The sequence below is a fragment of the Coleofasciculus sp. E1-EBD-02 genome, from assembly GCF_040218245.1.
Taxonomy (GTDB): domain Bacteria; phylum Cyanobacteriota; class Cyanobacteriia; order Cyanobacteriales; family Coleofasciculaceae; genus Coleofasciculus.
On record NZ_JAVJQN010000199.1, the window covers coordinates 1 to 18,111 of the forward strand.

The 18,111-nt window shown below is 46.5% G+C and carries 22 protein-coding genes; 4 read left to right on the plus strand and 18 right to left on the minus strand.

The window, feature by feature from the left end; all coding sequences use genetic code 11:
* Nucleotides 1–143 precede the first annotated feature (143 nt).
* Nucleotides 144–575 (plus strand): hypothetical protein, encoded by a 432-nt coding sequence (locus RIC07_RS30850; RefSeq protein WP_446397848.1) that lies wholly within the window; start codon nt 144–146, stop codon nt 573–575.
* On the opposite strand, the gene RIC07_RS30855 is transcribed toward RIC07_RS30850, so the two are convergent.
* Both RIC07_RS30855 and RIC07_RS30860 read right to left on the minus strand, forming a co-directional pair.
* A complete protein-coding gene (locus RIC07_RS30855) occupies nt 572–985 on the minus strand; it encodes a hypothetical protein (protein WP_446397849.1) in 414 nt (137 codons plus the stop codon). The genes RIC07_RS30850 and RIC07_RS30855 overlap by 4 nt on opposite strands.
* A gap of 211 nt (nt 986–1,196) precedes the next feature.
* Nucleotides 1,197–2,402, minus strand: a complete 1,206-nt coding sequence (locus RIC07_RS30860; protein ID WP_446397850.1) for a Coenzyme F420 hydrogenase/dehydrogenase, beta subunit C-terminal domain — start codon at nt 2,400–2,402, stop codon at nt 1,197–1,199.
* A 342-nt stretch (nt 2,403–2,744) separates the two neighbouring features.
* Here RIC07_RS30860 and RIC07_RS30865 point away from each other — a divergent pair, with 342 nt between their 5' ends.
* Both RIC07_RS30865 and RIC07_RS30870 read left to right on the plus strand, forming a co-directional pair.
* Entirely contained in the window at nt 2,745–3,296 is a 552-nt protein-coding gene (locus tag RIC07_RS30865) for a Uma2 family endonuclease (RefSeq protein WP_446397851.1), read from the plus strand.
* Nucleotides 3,271–3,507, plus strand: a complete 237-nt coding sequence (locus RIC07_RS30870) for a hypothetical protein (RefSeq protein ID WP_446397852.1) — start codon at nt 3,271–3,273, stop codon at nt 3,505–3,507. The genes RIC07_RS30865 and RIC07_RS30870 overlap by 26 nt, the downstream gene beginning before the upstream one ends.
* 192 nt (nt 3,508–3,699) lie before the next feature.
* On the opposite strand, the gene RIC07_RS30875 is transcribed toward RIC07_RS30870, so the two are convergent.
* From RIC07_RS30875 to RIC07_RS30940, 14 genes are all read right to left on the minus strand, one after another.
* The gene (locus RIC07_RS30875) at nt 3,700–4,032 is read right to left on the minus strand and encodes a hypothetical protein (protein WP_446397853.1); all 333 of its coding nucleotides are present in this window, start codon (nt 4,030–4,032) and stop codon (nt 3,700–3,702) included.
* Between the two features lie 45 nt (nt 4,033–4,077).
* On the minus strand, nt 4,078–5,763 hold the full coding sequence (locus RIC07_RS30880; RefSeq protein ID WP_446397854.1) for an alternate F1F0 ATPase, F1 subunit alpha: 1,686 nt from the start codon (nt 5,761–5,763) through the stop codon (nt 4,078–4,080).
* Between the two features lie 212 nt (nt 5,764–5,975).
* Nucleotides 5,976–6,488, minus strand: a complete 513-nt coding sequence (locus RIC07_RS30885) for a hypothetical protein (protein ID WP_446397855.1) — start codon at nt 6,486–6,488, stop codon at nt 5,976–5,978.
* A 171-nt stretch (nt 6,489–6,659) separates the two neighbouring features.
* A complete protein-coding gene (locus RIC07_RS30890) occupies nt 6,660–7,532 on the minus strand; it encodes a F0F1 ATP synthase subunit delta (protein ID WP_446397856.1) in 873 nt (290 codons plus the stop codon).
* A 4-nt stretch (nt 7,533–7,536) separates the two neighbouring features.
* On the minus strand, nt 7,537–7,815 hold the full coding sequence (locus RIC07_RS30895) for a F0F1 ATP synthase subunit C (RefSeq protein ID WP_446390342.1): 279 nt from the start codon (nt 7,813–7,815) through the stop codon (nt 7,537–7,539).
* Between the two features lies 1 nt (nt 7,816).
* Nucleotides 7,817–8,539: a F0F1 ATP synthase subunit A gene (locus tag RIC07_RS30900; RefSeq protein WP_446397857.1), complete on the minus strand. Its 723-nt coding sequence runs from the start codon at nt 8,537–8,539 to the stop codon at nt 7,817–7,819.
* A gap of 103 nt (nt 8,540–8,642) precedes the next feature.
* Nucleotides 8,643–8,951, minus strand: coding sequence for an N-ATPase subunit AtpR (locus tag RIC07_RS30905; protein ID WP_446397858.1), 309 nt, complete (start codon nt 8,949–8,951; stop codon nt 8,643–8,645).
* 455 nt (nt 8,952–9,406) lie between these two features.
* Nucleotides 9,407–10,642: a cation:proton antiporter gene (locus RIC07_RS30910; protein ID WP_446397859.1), complete on the minus strand. Its 1,236-nt coding sequence runs from the start codon at nt 10,640–10,642 to the stop codon at nt 9,407–9,409.
* On the minus strand, nt 10,635–10,949 hold the full coding sequence (locus RIC07_RS30915) for an AtpZ/AtpI family protein (protein ID WP_446397860.1): 315 nt from the start codon (nt 10,947–10,949) through the stop codon (nt 10,635–10,637). The genes RIC07_RS30910 and RIC07_RS30915 overlap by 8 nt, the downstream gene beginning before the upstream one ends.
* Nucleotides 10,933–11,340 (minus strand): F0F1 ATP synthase subunit epsilon, encoded by a 408-nt coding sequence (locus RIC07_RS30920; protein WP_446397861.1) that lies wholly within the window; start codon nt 11,338–11,340, stop codon nt 10,933–10,935. The genes RIC07_RS30915 and RIC07_RS30920 overlap by 17 nt, the downstream gene beginning before the upstream one ends.
* Nucleotides 11,341–11,410: 70 nt before the next feature.
* Entirely contained in the window at nt 11,411–12,976 is a 1,566-nt protein-coding gene (atpD, locus tag RIC07_RS30925) for a F0F1 ATP synthase subunit beta (RefSeq protein WP_446397862.1), read from the minus strand.
* Between the two features lie 636 nt (nt 12,977–13,612).
* A complete protein-coding gene (locus RIC07_RS30930) occupies nt 13,613–13,858 on the minus strand; it encodes a helix-turn-helix domain-containing protein (RefSeq protein WP_446397863.1) in 246 nt (81 codons plus the stop codon).
* Between the two features lie 196 nt (nt 13,859–14,054).
* Nucleotides 14,055–14,324 (minus strand): hypothetical protein, encoded by a 270-nt coding sequence (locus RIC07_RS30935; protein WP_446397864.1) that lies wholly within the window; start codon nt 14,322–14,324, stop codon nt 14,055–14,057.
* Nucleotides 14,311–14,565 (minus strand): helix-turn-helix domain-containing protein, encoded by a 255-nt coding sequence (locus RIC07_RS30940; protein WP_446397865.1) that lies wholly within the window; start codon nt 14,563–14,565, stop codon nt 14,311–14,313. Before RIC07_RS30940 ends, RIC07_RS30935 begins: the two co-directional genes overlap by 14 nt.
* A 116-nt stretch (nt 14,566–14,681) precedes the next feature.
* Between RIC07_RS30940 and RIC07_RS30945 the strand changes: the two genes are divergently transcribed.
* Nucleotides 14,682–14,936 (plus strand): hypothetical protein, encoded by a 255-nt coding sequence (locus RIC07_RS30945; RefSeq protein WP_446397866.1) that lies wholly within the window; start codon nt 14,682–14,684, stop codon nt 14,934–14,936.
* A gap of 447 nt (nt 14,937–15,383) precedes the next feature.
* On the opposite strand, the gene RIC07_RS30950 is transcribed toward RIC07_RS30945, so the two are convergent.
* Both RIC07_RS30950 and RIC07_RS30955 read right to left on the minus strand, forming a co-directional pair.
* Nucleotides 15,384–15,740: a KGK domain-containing protein gene (locus RIC07_RS30950; protein WP_446397867.1), complete on the minus strand. Its 357-nt coding sequence runs from the start codon at nt 15,738–15,740 to the stop codon at nt 15,384–15,386.
* 79 nt (nt 15,741–15,819) lie between these two features.
* The coding region (locus tag RIC07_RS30955) for a CHAT domain-containing protein (RefSeq protein ID WP_446397868.1) at nt 15,820–18,111 on the minus strand (2,292 nt) is incomplete at its 5' end.

The following is an 18,111-nucleotide window of genomic DNA, read 5'->3' on the forward strand; positions in this document are numbered from 1 at the left end:
AATCCTCAGGGGACGGGGGTCAGGCATGGCTAAGGTTGTTATGAGTGCAATAGTTTGATTAGGTCATCCAGTTTTTTTGGCTTCATTGTTCCATTTTACCCTAAGATGAGCTGCTCAAGTATTTCTGCCGCGCTGCACTAGTTATGCACCGTTCCAATAATTCGATGATTCTCCTCACTAAGCAAGATATAGACATTGATGATATTACCCGCAAACGCTGGGAACGGGATATCTATAACCGTTTTAAAGAAGCCAGGGAACGCTTTCCAGAATTTTTCCCCTGCTTTGAAATCAGAAACTATCCAGTCAACCGACTCTATTATTCGATTCACTTTCAGCCGTTAACCCAGCACGCTGAACGATTAACTCGCCACCGTCCTGATTTTCCCCATACTGAAACATTTAAACCGATTGAAATGCTGTGGGATGAAGGCGGTAAAAGTGAATTAGACCGCTTATTTGAACGCTTTCCCACTCAGCGATCGCTAAAACCTGCTAAACAAAACTGGGCAAATCGTTTGGGGATTAACCAGATTCCTGACATCTTCAAGACATTGAATATTTGTAACCGTTAAGTTCCCGTGTCAGAGGCTATCTCCTCTAGGGAGTAATCCGCCAAGGGTTTATCTCGACTATATAATCCCTTCTGTCTGTGATATTGAATAATCGACTCTCCGGAAAACCAATCCAGGGCAGTACGCACCCAAAACCATCCCGGATCAGGGGAGGTTTCTAAGCATACGGGTATCTGTTCACCTGTTCTATGAGAAACTAAGTGATGAGTCGGTTTAAACATACCCTTTTCGGGTGTTCGGGTGGCTGAGGCTTTCTTCTTCTTCGGCGCACAGTTGAGACAGTATTTCGGTGGTTTACCCGGATAACATTCGCGAGTCGTCGCCTGATGGCACTTGGCACAGATGAATGTGACTGGGCGAGTATGGATGGTTCTCGCGTGGGCGCGAACAATAAAGGTTTTGGAAGGCATTGGTTTAAAGAACAGGGAACAAAAAGATTTCGCGTTGCATTTAGACGCGCTATATAACAGAATTGATAAGAGTTGGATTGTCGTGATATTTGTAATCGGGCGATCGCGTTTTGCTGGAACTATACCCGATCAATTGAGTCAGGGTCAGTTGCGCTTGATACTGATTGGTTGAAATCGCAACTTAACCCCACTCCCTTGCTCGATAACTCCCTTAATCAGGTAAAGTATACTGTCCCACAATTCGCTTGGCAAACTCTGGCACATGCGCCGCTAATTTCTCTGGGTGATGACGCTTCACATAGAGATAATTGCGGGTAAAGTGGGAGTCAATCGAGAAACGAGCATATTCTAATCCTTTCGGACCAATCTTCTCAATCACCACCCCCATTAATTTGGCTGCCCACATCGGTAAGGTAACACCTTTATCATACGCCGGAATACTCTGTTGCACCGCTTGATGTCGGTCACCCTTAGACGTAACTGATTGAGTTTCTAGCTGATTTTGCACCAGATCCAGCATTTCCTGTCCCCGGTCATTTCGCACCACAATCCATTGCCAACCAAAGGGGGCGCCCATGTAGCCGACAACTAAATCGGCTAGAGAGTTGACATAATCAAAACAACTCATGCAAGATGGGGCAAATACGTCCTTAAGTTCTTTCGTATTCAGTCCGAAGAAGGGGACTTTCTCAATTGAACCATCTTCATGTTTGAAGTGAACTTGAAAGTCCTGCATAAACTCATAATGCACGACGGTATCGGGGGACTTGCTGGTGGTTTCTAGGAATTTCTGCAAGCCAGCGCGGGTGACATTATCCACACAGGGCGTCCCCAGAACATAGAGTTTTTCTAAACCCAGTTCTTTTTCCACCGCCCGTAATGCTTGAATTTGACAGCCGACGCCAATCACTAATAGGCGTTTCATCCCCGACTGTTCGATTTGTTCTAAGACTGACAAGTTAGGAGACAGGGTGGGCTTATTCACCCGGGCGGCGAGAATCTCGTCTGGAGTCCGGGCGATAATCGGCATCGGTTGAAAACGGTCTTCTTTGGTATTCTGCACACAGACAACGCCTTCAACTTTGCCACTGGTGAGCATTTCAATGGCAATGGTGCTAACAATTCCGGTCCACTGCGCCCCTTCAATCGGTTGAACTTTCCGCGCCGCCATCATGTCCTGGTTGACGCCGAAATACCAATCATCGGGATTATCCAGATTCCGGCTACGTCCATGGGTTTGGCTTTCTAATTCGGGAATCTGTTGGTTAAGAAAGGCACAAGCTTCCTTGACATAATGAATATAGTATGTATCACACAGACCACATTCGCTACAGAGTTCCTTGGCAGGGCGGATCATCCCTGGTTTCAAGGCTTTGGCTTTTTTGTGTTTGGCGGAGTTGGAAGTAGTCGCAGTCATTGAAAAAGGATTTTCTCTTAACGGGAGTTCTTCTCTCAAGATATCTTAGTTCGTCGTTGGGGATAAGAGCCTAATACGAATGCCACTGACTGGTATGCTGCACGCTACTGGACTGACACAGCTAAAATTGTGGAATAGATTTGACGTTTAAACTGGGCGCACGCCATGCGCCCCTACAATTCTAATCCACCAATTAAGGTGTGCCACGCCACTACGGTGTACTAAAGGTTTCGGCGATTCTAAAATGCTTATTTCAGTGCCATTAAACCTAATACCGAGTTGCGCTCAACGGTAATACAATGAATTTATCAATCATTCTAGATATAAACTCAAAGAGGTTCTATGGCTTCTCTGACAGCTCTGACCCGCAAAGACTTGGAGAAATTACAAGCAGAACATCCTGAGTATCGCATGGAGTTAGTTGACGGGCAAATCGTAATGATGAGTCCATCGGGTTATGAGTCAGATGAAGTCGTCGCCGAATTTGTCCGGGTTTTAGGGAATTGGGTAAGACCTCAAAAGCTTGGTCGGGTGACAGCTTCTAGTGCAGGTTTTGACCTACCCAATGCTAATGTCAGAGCGCCTGATGTTTCTTTTGTTTTAGCTGAACGGTTACCCAGAAGTCCTCGTTCGTTTGCGGAACTGGCTCCTGATTTAATGGTTGAGGTAAAGTCACCAACAGATACCTTAAAATCGTTGAGAGATAAGATTCAATTTTTTCTGGAGCAAGGAACAAAAGTTGGTATTTTGATGAATCCGCCACAGCGTCGGGTCGAAATTTATCGTCCTGAGTCCGAGGTCGAGATTTTAGGCGATGGTGATGTACTAATGATTCCTGATTTACTTCCTGGTTTTGAGGTCGCTATTGTTGATTTGTGGTCACCAGAATTTTAACGGTGATGTCCGCAGAAAGGGTAGGGGCGCAGGGGAAGCTGGGGAAGCTGGGGGAGCTGGGGAAGCAGGGGAAGCAGGGGAAGCAGGGGGAGCAGGGGAAGCAGGGGAAGCTGGGGAAGCAGGGGAAGCAGGGGAAGCTGGGGAAGTAAAGATACTTTCGCCTGCCAAGTTCGATAAGGAAATGTCTCGGTTGAGGCTATGCTTACCTTGAATAGGTGTAAACCAAAATTGGCAAGGGTTTTGGCTTAAGTTTACACGGATGAGGAGCGATCGCGCCATCGGCTAATTGTCAGATTCCTCAAGGGGTGGCAAATTAGCTAAAAAGTAGACAGGGTGTGGGGTATAGCGAAATTCAGGAGGTTGACCCTGAGCGAAGTCGAAGGGTCAACCTACAACTCTAGCATCAACCACCGCCACCGCCGCCGCCACCACCGCCACCAGCACCGCCGCCACCGCCACCAGCACCGCCACCAGCACCGCCACCGCCACCAGCACCGCCACTAGCACCGCCGCCGCCACCAGAACTACCGCCTACACCAGAACTACCGCCTACACCACCGCCGTCACCGCCACCGTCACCGCCACCGTCACCGCCATTACCGTCGCCATTACCGCCGTCACTATCAACGAAAACGCCTGCACCACCAGATCTACCCCGGCGTTTACTACCTTTAGCAATTGCAAAGATTGCCAAGACCACAACTGCTACAATGATAAAAATTAGTATACCGTTCATAAAAATCCTTGATGACAACACCCTGGCGAGATTGAGAATCTGTCTTTATTGATTGTCAGATTCTTCTTTCTCTTGATCTTCTTCTTGCTGTTTATTGTCCTCCTCTTTGTCCTCCTCAGACTGTTCTACCTGATTCGGTTCCTCCCCTTCTTCTTTCTCTTGTTCCGACTCTTGTTCAGTTCGTTCTTCTTCTTGCTCTTGTTCAGGTTTATACGCCTGTACCGCCTCGTTCGCCACCCGTAATATTTCCTCTAAATCCTCATCCCTTAACGCTTCACCGGATACAACGCGATCGCACACTTCAGATAATTCCTCTGTCACCGCTTCTCTGACGGCTGTTTCGGCGTCTCTCACCTGATCCAAGGGCAGTTCATCAAAAACCCCCTCATTCAGGGCGACAAGGGCAGCAATTTGCTCAGGAACCGATAACGGTTGGGATTCCTTTTGCTTGAGGATCTGCCGCACCCGACGCCCTCGTTCTAGGGTGTGACGAGTGTCTTCATCAAGCTGGGTGCTAAACCGGGCAAATACTTCCACTTCTTGGAATTGAGAATAAGACAGGCGTAAATCTCCCGCCACTTCTTGATACGCTGATAACTGGGTTTTTCCGCCAACCCGTGACACCGATTTACCCACCTCCACGGCGGGTAAGACGGTTTGCTGGAATAAATCCGGAGACACGTAAATCTGACCGTCGGTAATTGAGATTAAATTAGTAGGAATATAGGCAGAAATATTCTGGGCTTGGGTTTCCACGATCGGTAATGCCGTTAGAGAACCGCCCCCCAACTCTTCGCTGAGGTGGGTTGACCGTTCCAACATCCGGGAATGAATATAAAAAATATCACCGGGATAGGCTTCTCGACCTGGTGGACGCCGCAGGAGTAGGGACAGTTCACGATATGCCCAAGCATGGCGGGTCATATCATCAATTACCACTAACGCATCCTGTCCGCGATCGCGAAAATATTCGCCAATAGACATCGCTGAGTATGGGGTAATGTAGCGCAACCCTGGAGAATCTTCCCCGGTAGCAACAACAACCATGGAATAATCTATCGCCTCTCGTTCACGCAACTGGGCAATTACTTTAGCCACGGCGGAGGTACGTTGACCCACGGCGCAGTAGATGCAGATGACATCTTTCCCTTTTTGATTAATAATCGTATCCACTGCGATCGCGGTTTTCCCGGTTTGGCGATCGCCAACAATCAATTCCCGTTGACCACGACCAATGGGAACTAACGCATCTACAACTTTCAGACCCGTCTGTAATGGTACTTTTACCGGGGCGCGGTCTAAAATAGCAGGGGCTTCCTGTTCGATGGGCAGACGTTCAGTGGTTTGAATCGCACCCCGATTATCCAACGGACGACCTGTGGCGTCCATCACCCGACCAATCAGCGCCTCGCCTACTGGCACATCCAAAATCCGTCCCGTGCGCTGTACGCGATCGCCGGCTTCAATATGTTCGCTTTCCCCTAGTAAAATAACCCCCACTTCATCCGGGTCTAAATTAAACGCAATTCCCAACAACCCACCCGGAAAGCGAATCAGTTCATCAGCTTTTACCGTCGGTAAACCGCTAACCGTTGCAATGCCACGGGATACCGATTTAACCAAACCTACCTCCCGCAGTTGGAGTTCTGGTTGATAGGTTTCTAATCCCTGGTTTAACTGGGTAAAGGTGTCATCTAGAACCGTTTGTAGTGACATTGACTTTCCGTTCATGAAAAAGGCAGATGGTAGATGGCAGGAGGAAAGAGGAAAAAGAGAATTGCTGTCGTCGCCGTAGTGCGAGAGTCTTGCTTGCTAGGGAGTAAGCTGTTTGGCATTTAAACCTTAATGTCAAGAAGTGCAAAATCCTGGTAGTGCGAGCATCTTGCTCGCTACCCATTCCCAAATTTAAATGCGTGACAGCTTAGGGGTTTTTACCCGAAATTCTAGGGAATATCCAATACCTCGACAGCATCAGCAATGATAACAGGCTGTCCTTCATACTCAGCTTCTATCGTCCGCCGAATATCCCCCTCCCAAGTTAAGTCATAATCCCGCTCAAACTCAGCTATCACGAATTGGCGAACTTCTCCGGTAACTCGGACATTCTGTTCTTCCAGAATCGGCTCTGTTGCAGCAGTGTTGATCACCAACACTTGATCAGCAAACACTTCACCAGTTTCTTCTATGACAAATGTGTTAATTCCATAATCTTCTTCAACTTCACCCGTAACGGTTACCATCTCACCGATCAGTTCTTCAGTATCTTCAACAACATCTTCAACGTCTGTATCATCGGTTTCCGTCAAGGTTGTGTCTACTTCCGTTTCCGGAACGGTGGCTTCGGGTTCGGGAGTGCAAGCGCCTAGGAGTAGGGATAAGGTGATTAAGGTAAACGCGCCTCCTTTCTTTACTCCTACCCAGCTATTGCATTCTTTTTTAGGCAAACGATTCAGCATTCAATCATATCTCCTTGTGTGGTTTTGGGCAAATTGCCAATTTGTAAAATATAGTCCTGCGACTAGAAAGAAAATAGTTCGGCTAATTTACCTCAACTTTCTAGTCCTCGGCACTTAGCTTAAAAAATGAGGCGTCAAAATTTATCTGCCTCAAGGATGATTTATCTCATTTCATCTTTTATACTCCTTCAGACCTAACAGCTTCCTTTTATCCTGTTCGTCTTGTTTTCCGTTTGGCTTTCCTTGTTCGTCTTCTGCTTTTCCTTTTGCTTCAGCCTCCGGCTCTCGCTTATTCAGGAATTCTTTAGATAACTGTTCCTCTAGGTTTTCTAGATAGTCAGCTAAACTCCAAGCAATCTGATGATTTTTGCTCCGCATTTCTACGCCACAGATTAAATCAGATGAGGTGGAAAATTTTATCTCATTGCCATTGACAATATTTTCCTGGCGGAGAGTATCCCGTAACTTTTGCTGTGTCTCTTCTGACATATCAAAGGCGCTGTTGATAACCACATCCTCCTCAGATTCCTGTACTGATTGCCTGAAGGTTTTTCGTTCTTCGTCCTCCAGGTGTTTTAAGCGTTCGATGAAAACCGATATCGCCCGTTCTTCTAACTCAGCATTTGCCAAATCCTGTAATGCGCGACGGCTAATTTTATGCGTTTGTTCTTGTACCCGTTGTCGTAGGTTTTCCAGAAACGAGTCTTGTTGGCGTTCAATAGATTCGTGCCATTCTGCCTGTTTTCGGTCAACCTCTTGACGTGCCTGTTTGATTAATGTTTCCTGTTCAGCTTTTGCCTTTTCTTTCGCTTCATTCAGCAACTCTTCTCGCCGTTGTTCTAAGTCTTGTTGCTTTTGGCGATAGGATTTTGCCTCGGCTTCGGCTTCTTCTTGTTTCTGTTGAGCTTCTTTCCACTGACGTTCAATCCGCTTGAGGCGCTCACCCATGGTTTTAGTTATGGGCTTATACAAAAAGCGCCACAGTAGAAAAACCAGGATAATGAAGTTAATGATTTGGGCAATAAATGTAAACCAATCAATCACTGGATTATCCTCCTCCCTGATTTAAAAAGTGATTCCAAAATGGATTCGCAAAAATGAGAATAATCGACACAATGAAGGCATAAATCGCCGTCGATTCAATAAATGCCATCCCCACAAATAAGGTGCGGGTAATCGTATTTGCCTTATCCGGCTGTTGCGCGATCGCACGTAGGGCATTTGCCAACCCCAATCCTTCCCCAATCGCGGGTCCAATTGCCCCCAATCCGATGGAAAGGGCGGCACCAAGAATCGAGGCGATGCCAATAAGACCAAGATTATCCATATTAAGTTGCTCCTTCTTCTGATTGCTGTTGCTGTTGTCGTTTTTGTTGACTCTTACGCTGGGCGCGAATCCCTGACGCGATATAGACCAGGGTTAAAATGGCAAAAACATACGCCTGAATTACCCCAATTCCGATTCCATACGCTCTGACGGGAATAGGTAGAAATAGCGGGATGAGGGATAAAACAATTGCCACCAATAAACTCGTACTCATCACATTCCCAAACAAGCGAATGGCTAAAGATAGCGTCCGGGTAATTTCGCTGAGAATATTGAACGGTAAAACAACGGGCGTCGGCTCAATAAAATGTTTAAGGTAACTGCCAAACCCAGAATGCTTAATCCCATAATACGGTACAGCAAAAAAGACACACAAGGCAAAAGCGCCTGTGGTGGATAGAGACGCGGCGGGGGATTCGTAACCGGGAATGATGGTGAGAATATTGGCAAGGGCAAAGAACAGAAAGATTGTCCCCACAAACGGCAGAAATTCACTCGGTTCTCTATTAGTGGCTTGGCGAATCTCACCGTTAATCATCTCGACAATAATTTCTAAGCGATTTTGCCAGTTCGACATTTCTTCGGGTTCAACTTTCAAATTGCGCGTCACCAGCCAAGAACCCACGACCAAAATTGCCATGACGAGCCAGGTATAAACCAGGGTGGCATTCAGTTTAAACCACTGCCACTGCCAAAAAATAATAGTATCTGGGGTAACATCCATTAGTCTCCTTCTCTCAATTTCAAATTAACCGTTGGTTGTAGTAGTGCGAGCGTCTCGCTCGCGTTTTTCGGGGACTTTGCCTATCCACAAACTCAATCATAAATTAATGAGTTTGATGACTAGCGGGTTGTTCTAAATGCCAGGGTTTTGGTTCAAAACGACGCACCAACAATGTGCGGGCGACGATTAAACCCAATACGCCAATCAGCGCTCGTTCCCAATGTCCGTTGATGATGATATAAAAGCCGAGTAAAGCAAGCACCATACGACCTAAATAACTACCCACAAATAAGCGAATCGGATAACGGGTGGTTGGCAATTGCCGCACGGTGAGCCAAAGGCTACCAAAGTAGAAAATTCCCAGAGCAAAGCCAGCGGGAAAGGCGAGGATTAAATGCAATACATTGTTCATGGTGATGCTCCGATAAAAAATTTTACTGTAGGGGCGGGTTTTACTATTAACTTTTTTTTGTCTGGTATTATGTGACTAAACCCGCCCTTATTTAAGGATGTTGCTTTAGATCCCCCTTCCGTCCCCCTTTAGATCCCCCTTCCGTCCCCCTTCAAAAGGGGGAGACCAGATGTTGCTTCGCTTCTGTTGCATGGGGAAAGCCAAAGGATGCTTCGCTTTTTGTTCCATGGGGGACGGCGATAGCCGGGGGGTTTATTCGTTGCCCAATTTAAGAGAAATGGCATAATTTTTGCCTGTTCCAAATGTGCCATAATGCATCTAATCTAAACGAGGATAAGTTCATAACAATTAAGGGAGTAAAGAAAGCCAGCGAATCAACAACGGTGCGATTGCCAGTAGGCTGACTTGCACTAACGTGATCGCAATCCAGACAATAAGCTGCGGTGAAATAGGCATCAGTTACTTACTCCTGTTTGAGTTTCAGGCAATTTGTTCAACAACGAACGCAGAACAATCGGTGCTAGAATGCTAGTCACCGCTGACACAACAACCATGGCGGCGAAAACCTGATTGGATACCGCCCACTCTCCCAAGGAGAGTCCTTTACCCATGACAATCATGGTAATTTCGGCGCGAGGAACCATACTGACGCCAATTAATGCAGCACCCGCCCAACCTGTGGTTAACCAAGTTGGACCCCCCGCACCAATGAGTTTGCCAAGTACAGCAGCGACAAGGAGAATTCCTCCTATCCCCAAAGCCGCCGTTAGCGCACTGGGGTTAATTTTCAAGCCAATCCCAATGAAAAAGAACGGCGTCAACAGTTCGTATAAAGAGTCAAACGACGCATCAAACTTGACCGCATCGGGATCATGGCTAAACACCAATCCGGCAAAGAATGCACCAATAGCAACCGAAAACCCCAACAACCCCGCGATCGCGGCAATCATAAAGCCAATCCCCACCACCTCCAGCATCGGTTCCGGTGGCGCTTCAATTTGGCGAAAGAACTTGGTCAGCTTTGCCTCCAAAAAGCGCGAGAAAACATAGCAAAATGCCGCAAATACAACGGCTTTCAGAAAAAATATGCCAGAGGTTTGGGCAATGACGGGCAGTAATTCTCCTGTGCCACTGTCTTGAATTTCTGGCGCAACAGCAAACAATAACGCCATTAAAATTACCCCCAAGATATCATCCAGTTCCGCCACATCCAACAGTAATTCCCCATATTGGGAATGAGTAGCATTGGCTTCTTGCCACACCCCAATCGATACACCCACACTGGTTGCCGTAAACGCGATCGCAATAAATAAACTGGGGATAAATGCCAGTCCGAGTAGCCAATAGGAGGTGACAAATCCGAAACCCCCATTAACAACAATATTGACTAGCCCAATTTTTGTTGCTGTGGATAACTGGCGCATCAATCCCGCTAAATCACTTTCTAACCCCACCCGAAACAATAACGAAATCACACCCACTTCGGCTAAAAACTCAAAAATTTCCTGCCCCGGTTCTCCCAAAAATTGCCATTGGGAATCCGCCAGCCGCAGCAGAAAGCCTAGCACCAAATACCCCACTAAACTGGGTAAGCCCAAGCGCGTCATCCCTTCCTTAATCAGGATGGAAATCGTGCTAATGGCGCCCACCAATAAAATCAATAGAGGGAGTGTCTGTGCTGATTCACTCATCGGCAGACTCCTGCTGTACCCAATACCAGGCATTTAGACAACCGAGGCTCAAACCAACCAACATGAGGATTAGCGTCCAAGAAAATGGAGTTAGCCAAACTTGATCCAGCCACAGTCCAATTGCCACCCCAATTAACGTGGGAATGCCAACCGACCAGCCGACAAACCCCATCAATGTCAAGCCATATAAAACACTTAAATTTTCTTCCTTGCGGGCTTTAACTTTACGGATTGATTTATCTTTGATTTTCCCCAGAAACGTCTTATTGTGTTGTCGTCGTCTAGAGTGATTAGGACGCTTCGCCACTTGACCCTCCTATCTCATATACACCACGAGCAAAACTCGCTTCTAATTTCGCGATCGCACTAGCTGCTATTTTTTCCCGTTCATCCAAGCGCCAAAACTCCTCTTCTACGGTTTGCTGTAACGTTTCTAAGTCATCAGATCGAATCGCTCGTCCCGTTGAAACCAAAACATCTGCCCCACATTTAACTAAAATTCCTTCATCCACAGCGATAAACACCTCTGGGGTGGATTCTGATTCAGATTCAAAGAATAAAATGCCAGGAACAATTGCTGTTACGAAGTCAATATGATTCGGTAATAAGGTAAAGGAACCATTTTCCGCTTCTGCGGATACTTTAGTCACTTCTTGATCTAAAAGTATTTCTGTAGGAAGTAAGATTTTCAGGTTCATTGGTTATTCGTCATTTGTTATTTGTTATTCGTCATACTCACTTCCCTTGAGAAGCAAGCTACGTCATTCGTCATTTGTTTGCTCCCCCTGCTCCCCCTGCTCCCCCTGCTCCCTCTGCTCCCCCTGCTCCCCCTGCTCCCTCTGCTCCCCCTGCTTCCTCTGCTCCCTCTGCTCCCTCTGCTCTCCCTGCTCCCTCATCTCCCCCGCTCCCAGACGCGCCATGGCGCGTCTCTACAAGTGCTTCGTCGATAGAACCGAGCATATAGAGCGATCGCTCAGAATAATCGCTAAACTCATCATTGAGAATGCGATCGCACCCATCCAAGGCTTCGTCTAAACTCACCAGTTTGCCCTTTTTCCCAGTAAACTGTTCAGTCGTAAAGAACGGTTGAGTTAAGAAGCGCTCAAGTCGTCGCGCCCGGTTGACCGTTTGGCGATCGCGTTGGGACAATTCTTCCATCCCTAACATGGCGATAATGTCTTTAAGTTCTTCGTAACCCGCCAAGGTACTCTTAATTTCTTGAGCAATTTGGTAATGACGTTCTCCCACAATCGTCGGACTTAACATCTTAGACCCCGATTGCAGCAAATCAACCGCAGGATACAATCCCTGACTCGCCCGTTTACGAGACAGAACCAGCGAAGCAGATAAATGACCAAACGTATTAACAGCAGCCGGATCAGTAAAATCGTCTGCTGGAACATACACCGCCTGTACCGAAGTAATCGCCCCCGTTGCGGTATTCGTAATCCGTTCCTCAAATTCCGATAACTCGGTTCCCAGCGTCGGTTGATACCCCACACGAGACGGTAATCGCCCCAATAACCCCGACACCTCCTGTCCCGCTTGAATAAACCGAAACGTATTATCAATCAACAGCAGCACATCTTGCTGCACATCATCCCGAAAATACTCTGCCATAGTCAGAGCCGCATGACCAACCCGGAATCTAGCACCTGGCGGTTCATTCATTTGCCCGAATACCATCACGGTACTCTCTAAAACCCCCGCCTCTTGCATATCGCGATAGAGTTCTTCCGCTTCCCGGTTGCGTTCGCCAATCCCACAAAAGAAACTTACCCCTTCATGCTCAGTCACCATGTTGTGGATCATTTCCGTGAGCAGAACCGTTTTACCCACACCCGCACCACCAAACAATCCCGCTTTTCCGCCACGTTCTAAAGGAACTAGCACATCAATCGCTTTGATCCCCGTCTCCAAAATTTCGGAAGTCGTCGATTGTTCAGCCAGAGAAATCGCAGGTTGATGAATGGAACGCCATTCTACGTCTTTGATCTCCTCTTTTTTATCAATAGGATCACCAAACACATTAAACACACGACCCAGTAATTGTTTTCCCACAGGAACCTGCAAGGGAACACCAGTATCCCTAACCACCGAACCTCGCGCCAACCCTGACGTTGGGGTCAAAGCAATACCCCGAATCGTCTTATCGTTAAGATGGTTAACCACCTCAATCACAATCTTGTCATCCTCACCTGCTCTAAGCTGGCTATACATTTCCGGAAGCTGATTCGGAAACTGAACGTCGATGACGCTGCTGCGAATGGAAACGACGCTTCCCTGGTTGGTTTGATGTTGATTGGCTCGATGCAAGTCTGCGGTTCTGTTCATCTCTATCCATCTCTGACAACTATCCACAGCCACTCTCATCCGAGAATTGAAGCTGTGGGTAAGCATGAGCGGGGTAGTTAACCTCTCCAGAGGACTAATCGCGTATGTGGTTGAGTATCCTTATTATTAATAAGTCAGTATTTGTTTCTAGAACATCCTCCTTTTGAAAGAGAGATGCTATTGGCAAGGTATATCAACGAGAATAGGAGAGGGGTGAACATGATATAACAACCTGTAGGGGCGACCCGCTTACATCAATTCACAACACCCGTCCATTCAATTCGGTCGGGTCGCCCTCTATTCAAATTACAAGTTCTATACCCGACCCGACTTGACCATTCGCTTCCCGTGAAACATCAGCTAATCTGAAAATAAAGATTCCAAAATATTCATTAAAACCCCATTGATTACTCATTGGTTTTATGAAAATGCTATAAGCCAAATTGAGGTCACAAATATCTAGGGGCTGCTCCTTCACCACCTTCGAGGGAACCGGGTTTGTAGGGGCGGGTTTTACTACTATCATTTCCGACTTAACCCAGATGTGACTAAACCCGCCCCGACTTGACCATTTGCTTCTCGTGAAAAATCAGATTGTAGTGTGAGCATCTTGCTCACTACTAATCCTGGCATCTTTCAGGTTTTATCACTGTCTTGAAGATAGTCCCCCAAATAAAGCCGGACAAACTCATCCGCAGCGGCTGGTTCAAGACTTTGTAAAGCTTTAGCAATATCTGCCGCAGTTTCGGCACTGGGATCAGTCTGTTCATGAAACCAGCGAAAAACGACATAAGGCTTCACGCCCAATGCCACTGCCAATTTATTCTGGCTAATGCCAAATGTTTCTAACGCTTGTCTGAGGGCTTTTCCGGCTTTTCCCATGCCCTCAATCGTGTCAAAAAATTTTCACCGCGTAAATCTACACAAATCTGTGGTTATCCGGTAAGCTTGAATTATACACACTTCTGTGTATATCAAGACCAAGTGAAATCAGGGAAACCCCAATGGTCAAAACGTTTTGACCGATACCAAACCCCCCGAAGCCTCGATACAGCTACAAGCTTCTACCCATTCAGACTCAAAACGAGAATTTGTCAAAGTTATCGTTGTTGGTTCTGCCAAAGGCGTGGTGAAAATCATTCACACGTTGTATCGCCTCGGTTTCGCCAATGTAACGGAATGGAGTCCTCTCACACCAACAGCCAATCTGGGAGAGGTAATGAGTGTAATGAAGCGATGTGTGCTTGTGGATAGCTGTAGGGGCGGGTTTAGGGACAAAATTAACAGACAAACCAATAACCTTTCTACAAAACCCGCCCTGCTCCAACTCACTTTCAGGTTTTATCACTGTCTTGAAGATAGTCTCCTAAATAAAGCCGGACAAACTCATCAGCAGCGGCTGGATCAAGACCTTGTAAAGCTTCAGCAATACTTCGGACAGTTTCAGCACTGGGATCTGTCTGCTCATGAAACCAGCGAAAAACAACGGAAGGTTTAACTCCCAACGTGAGAGCCAATTTGTTCTGGCTGATGCCGTAGCTCTCCAAAACTTGCCGAAGGACTTTGCCTGCTTTTCCCATGTTCCCCATCGTGTCAGAGGAAGATCAGGAAGTAAATATTTGCAGATCTGCGAAGATACAGCGTACAATTTGACTATTCGCAGATCTGCGAATACTCCAGGTAAACGCAAATCAGGGAAACCCCAATGGTTCAGAACGTTTTGACCGATACCAAACCCCCCGAAGCCTCGATACAGCTACAAGCGTCTACCCGTTCAGACTCAAGACGAGAATTTGTCAAAGTTATCGTCGTTGGTTCTGCCAAAGGCGTGGTGAAAATCATTCACACGTTGTATCGCCTCGGTTTCGCCAATGTAACCGAGTGGAGTCCTCTCACACCAACGGCAAATCCGGGAGAAGTAATGAGTGTAATGAGGCGGTGTGTTTTTGTGGATGAATGAGTTCAAGTAGAGAGAGCCAAGCTGTAGGGGCGGGTTTAGGGACAAAAGTAACAGACAAACCAATAACTTTTCTACAAAACCCGCCCTCCCCAACCTCACACTATGGGATTGGGACAAGACATTGTGCCGCCATGATAATCAACCTCAAGTTACCGTGAGGTGGGCATTGCCCACCCTACTGGCGTGACCCACCTAAAATGGTGAAATAGATTTGGTTCGTAGTGAGGGCTTTAGCCCTCTCCAGCTAGGCGTTAAAGCACTCTTCGTGCTTACTACAAACAAAGTCCTATTTTAACCCGGTCACGCCACTACTGGTTTGGCACACCTTAATTGGTGGATTAGCATTGTAGGGGCGCAAGGCTTGCGCCCGGTTTAACCCTGAGCGAAGTCGAAGGGTTAAACGTCAAATCTAATCCACAATTTTAGCTGTGTCAGTCCACTACATCTCTAGCCCATCATTCCAATAATCGGCAGTTCCTCTTGCTCTGGTGATGTCTCGCTTGTATTTAAAGCTGGGGATTTCTGAGTCTCAGTTTCTTCAGGAACAAATTCCAGGCTGATTCTCACCGTACCTTTTTGCCAACCTTTAGCTGTAAATCTCAAAACTTCAGCCGAAATACCCTTTTCACTAAACCAGGCATCCTTATCTTGATTCCATCCCTCTAACCCTTCAAGCTGCATCCTTATCACTTCTAGAAATTCATCCACTCGGAACGTGCGATTTCCAATTAAAAGTTGTGTTGATTCATCAACCGACAAGACTTCACCGCTCAAAAGTGGCTCAAACTGATTATCTACGCTCATTTTCCCCGATAAATATTATTGGTCATTGGTTAATTGAAAAATTCACCTCCGCCCCTCCGCCCCTCCGCATCTCTACCTTTTACCACGGATTACCAACAATACTAAATGCTGACCAGTAATAGGGATGAGATAAGTCAGGATTTCCCGGGTTAGCATCAGTAATTGGCAAAGTAATGGCTTTATCCGATAAGATTAATTGATTGTCTTCATACTTAACCTTTCCTTCAATCATTGCCATTTGCGCCCGTCGCCACGCTTCCGCTTTAATCGGTGCATCATCCAGATTATTGTAAAACTCTGCCATCATTGGCAATGTTCCCCAATCCTCGATGTACCATAAACTGGCTAATACTGATTTAACTCCAGCTTTAGCCGCAAATCCAGCAAACCCCAGTTCGGCACTTGGATCACCTAAGGCAGTACGACAAGCACTCAATACCACTAATTCTACAGCCGGATCATGCCAGCCTAAACTACGAACTTCGTCTATTCCTACCTTAGTATCCCATAACTGAATATAAGAATTACTAGGTGCGCCCGGTTCAAATTCTGCATGGGTAGCCAGGTGAATAATGCCAAAGGGTTTTTCCTCGCGTTTTGCCTTGAGATTGTTAACGGTAAAATTCTCATTGAGAAAGGCTTGACCACGCCATAAGGTATTAGTCAGAATCGATACCTCAGCCGCCGCTGCTGGTAATTGTTCCAGAAGAGGATTATCGGGAAAATCTGAAGCACCCATTGCCAAAACGGGCATCGTTTTAATATTGGCATAACGGGTATCTGTGAGACTCACACTGGGCATCAAACTCACACTATATCGCTCCACGATAAAGTTATCTCCATCATGGATAGCGGCTATGGGCAATGAGCGCAACCCTTCATCGAGAATAAAGACTAAATTCTCAATTCCTGTTTCTTGTAAATCTGTTTCTAAGGGGGCTACCATCCATTGATACAGTTGTTGGGCGTCATCTAAATATCCAAACCCACCATCAAGAATTTCTTGACGAAAGTTCTGTCCTGTATTCAGGACATCAGACTGTTTAGCCCCTGACACTCGCTTGGTAATAACATCCCGATCCGCTGTTACCAGCATCAGTTCTAATTCCTTTTCAGAGTTTGTACTACTCGGTACAAAAACCCCATAAATTACAGCAGGTTTAACCCCAGTTGCCACTTCAATGCTACGCAAGCGATTGCGGATTTCATCCAAGGTGAGGATTTTTTCCGCCTCCATTCCCAGTTGTTTCTCAAATGCCTGGGTAAAGTAGCGCTCTATTTTGTAAACATCAGCGTTGATAATTGGCTCTTGATCCAAGGCGTTAGGAGTAGGAGGGCGCTCTAACGGTTTCTTGAACTCTATTAGAGGACTATTGAAATTATTCGGATCAGTCGGATCAGTTGGATTAGTTGAAGGATCAGTTGTAATAATCCGGATATTGCCGAGAGTATGACTGCCTGGAAATGACTGAACAGGGGCAATCGTAAACTCCCCACTGGTAATGGCTTGTGCCGTACCATTCGTATTACCATTACCGACAACAAAAGGTTCAATTACCTCCTGTGCGCCACCATCATGACGAATGGTAATATCGCCACCACCGTTACCACCAGCCGTAGAAATGCTAGCGTCTATGCCATTTTGATCGGTAAAACTTCCTGTTGCCTGAAAGAATTGTTGTGTCGTGATGTCAACATCACCACCTTGACCATTGCTGCCGCCTTGGGCATTAATAGAATTGACGGTAATATCTTCCAAAGGATCGAGGATAACGTTGCCGCCATCGCCTTCAGTGCCGCTAGAATTGATGGCTCCAGTTTGAATCCTGATATTCGCATTTACGGTAATATCGCCGCCAATAGCTGCAGAAGAATTTAAGTCACCCGTATTAATTTCTTCGTCTTTACTGGTGAGGTTAATGGTGCCGCCAGAGGTGGTGATATTTTCTGTGTTCAGATCATTACTAGCACTCGCGTCTACATTGCCACCAGCGGAATCCAAGTTACCACTATTGACTTCTCCCTGTGTACTGGTGAGGTTAATCGTGCCGCCAGAGGTGGTGATATTTTCTGTGGTTAAATTACTATTAGCACTCGCGTCTACATTGCCACTACCGGAATCCAAGTTACCACTATTGACTTCTCCCTGTGTACTGGTGAGGTTAATGGTGCCGCCAGAGGTGGTGATATTTTCTGTGTTCAGATCATTACTAGCAGTTGCGTCTACATTACCACCAGCGGAATCCAAGTTACCACTATTGACTTCTCCCTGTGTACTGGTGAGGTTAATCGTGCCGCCAGAGGTGGTGATATTTTCTGTGGTTAAATTACTATTAGCACTCGCGTCTACATTGCCACTACCGGAATCCAA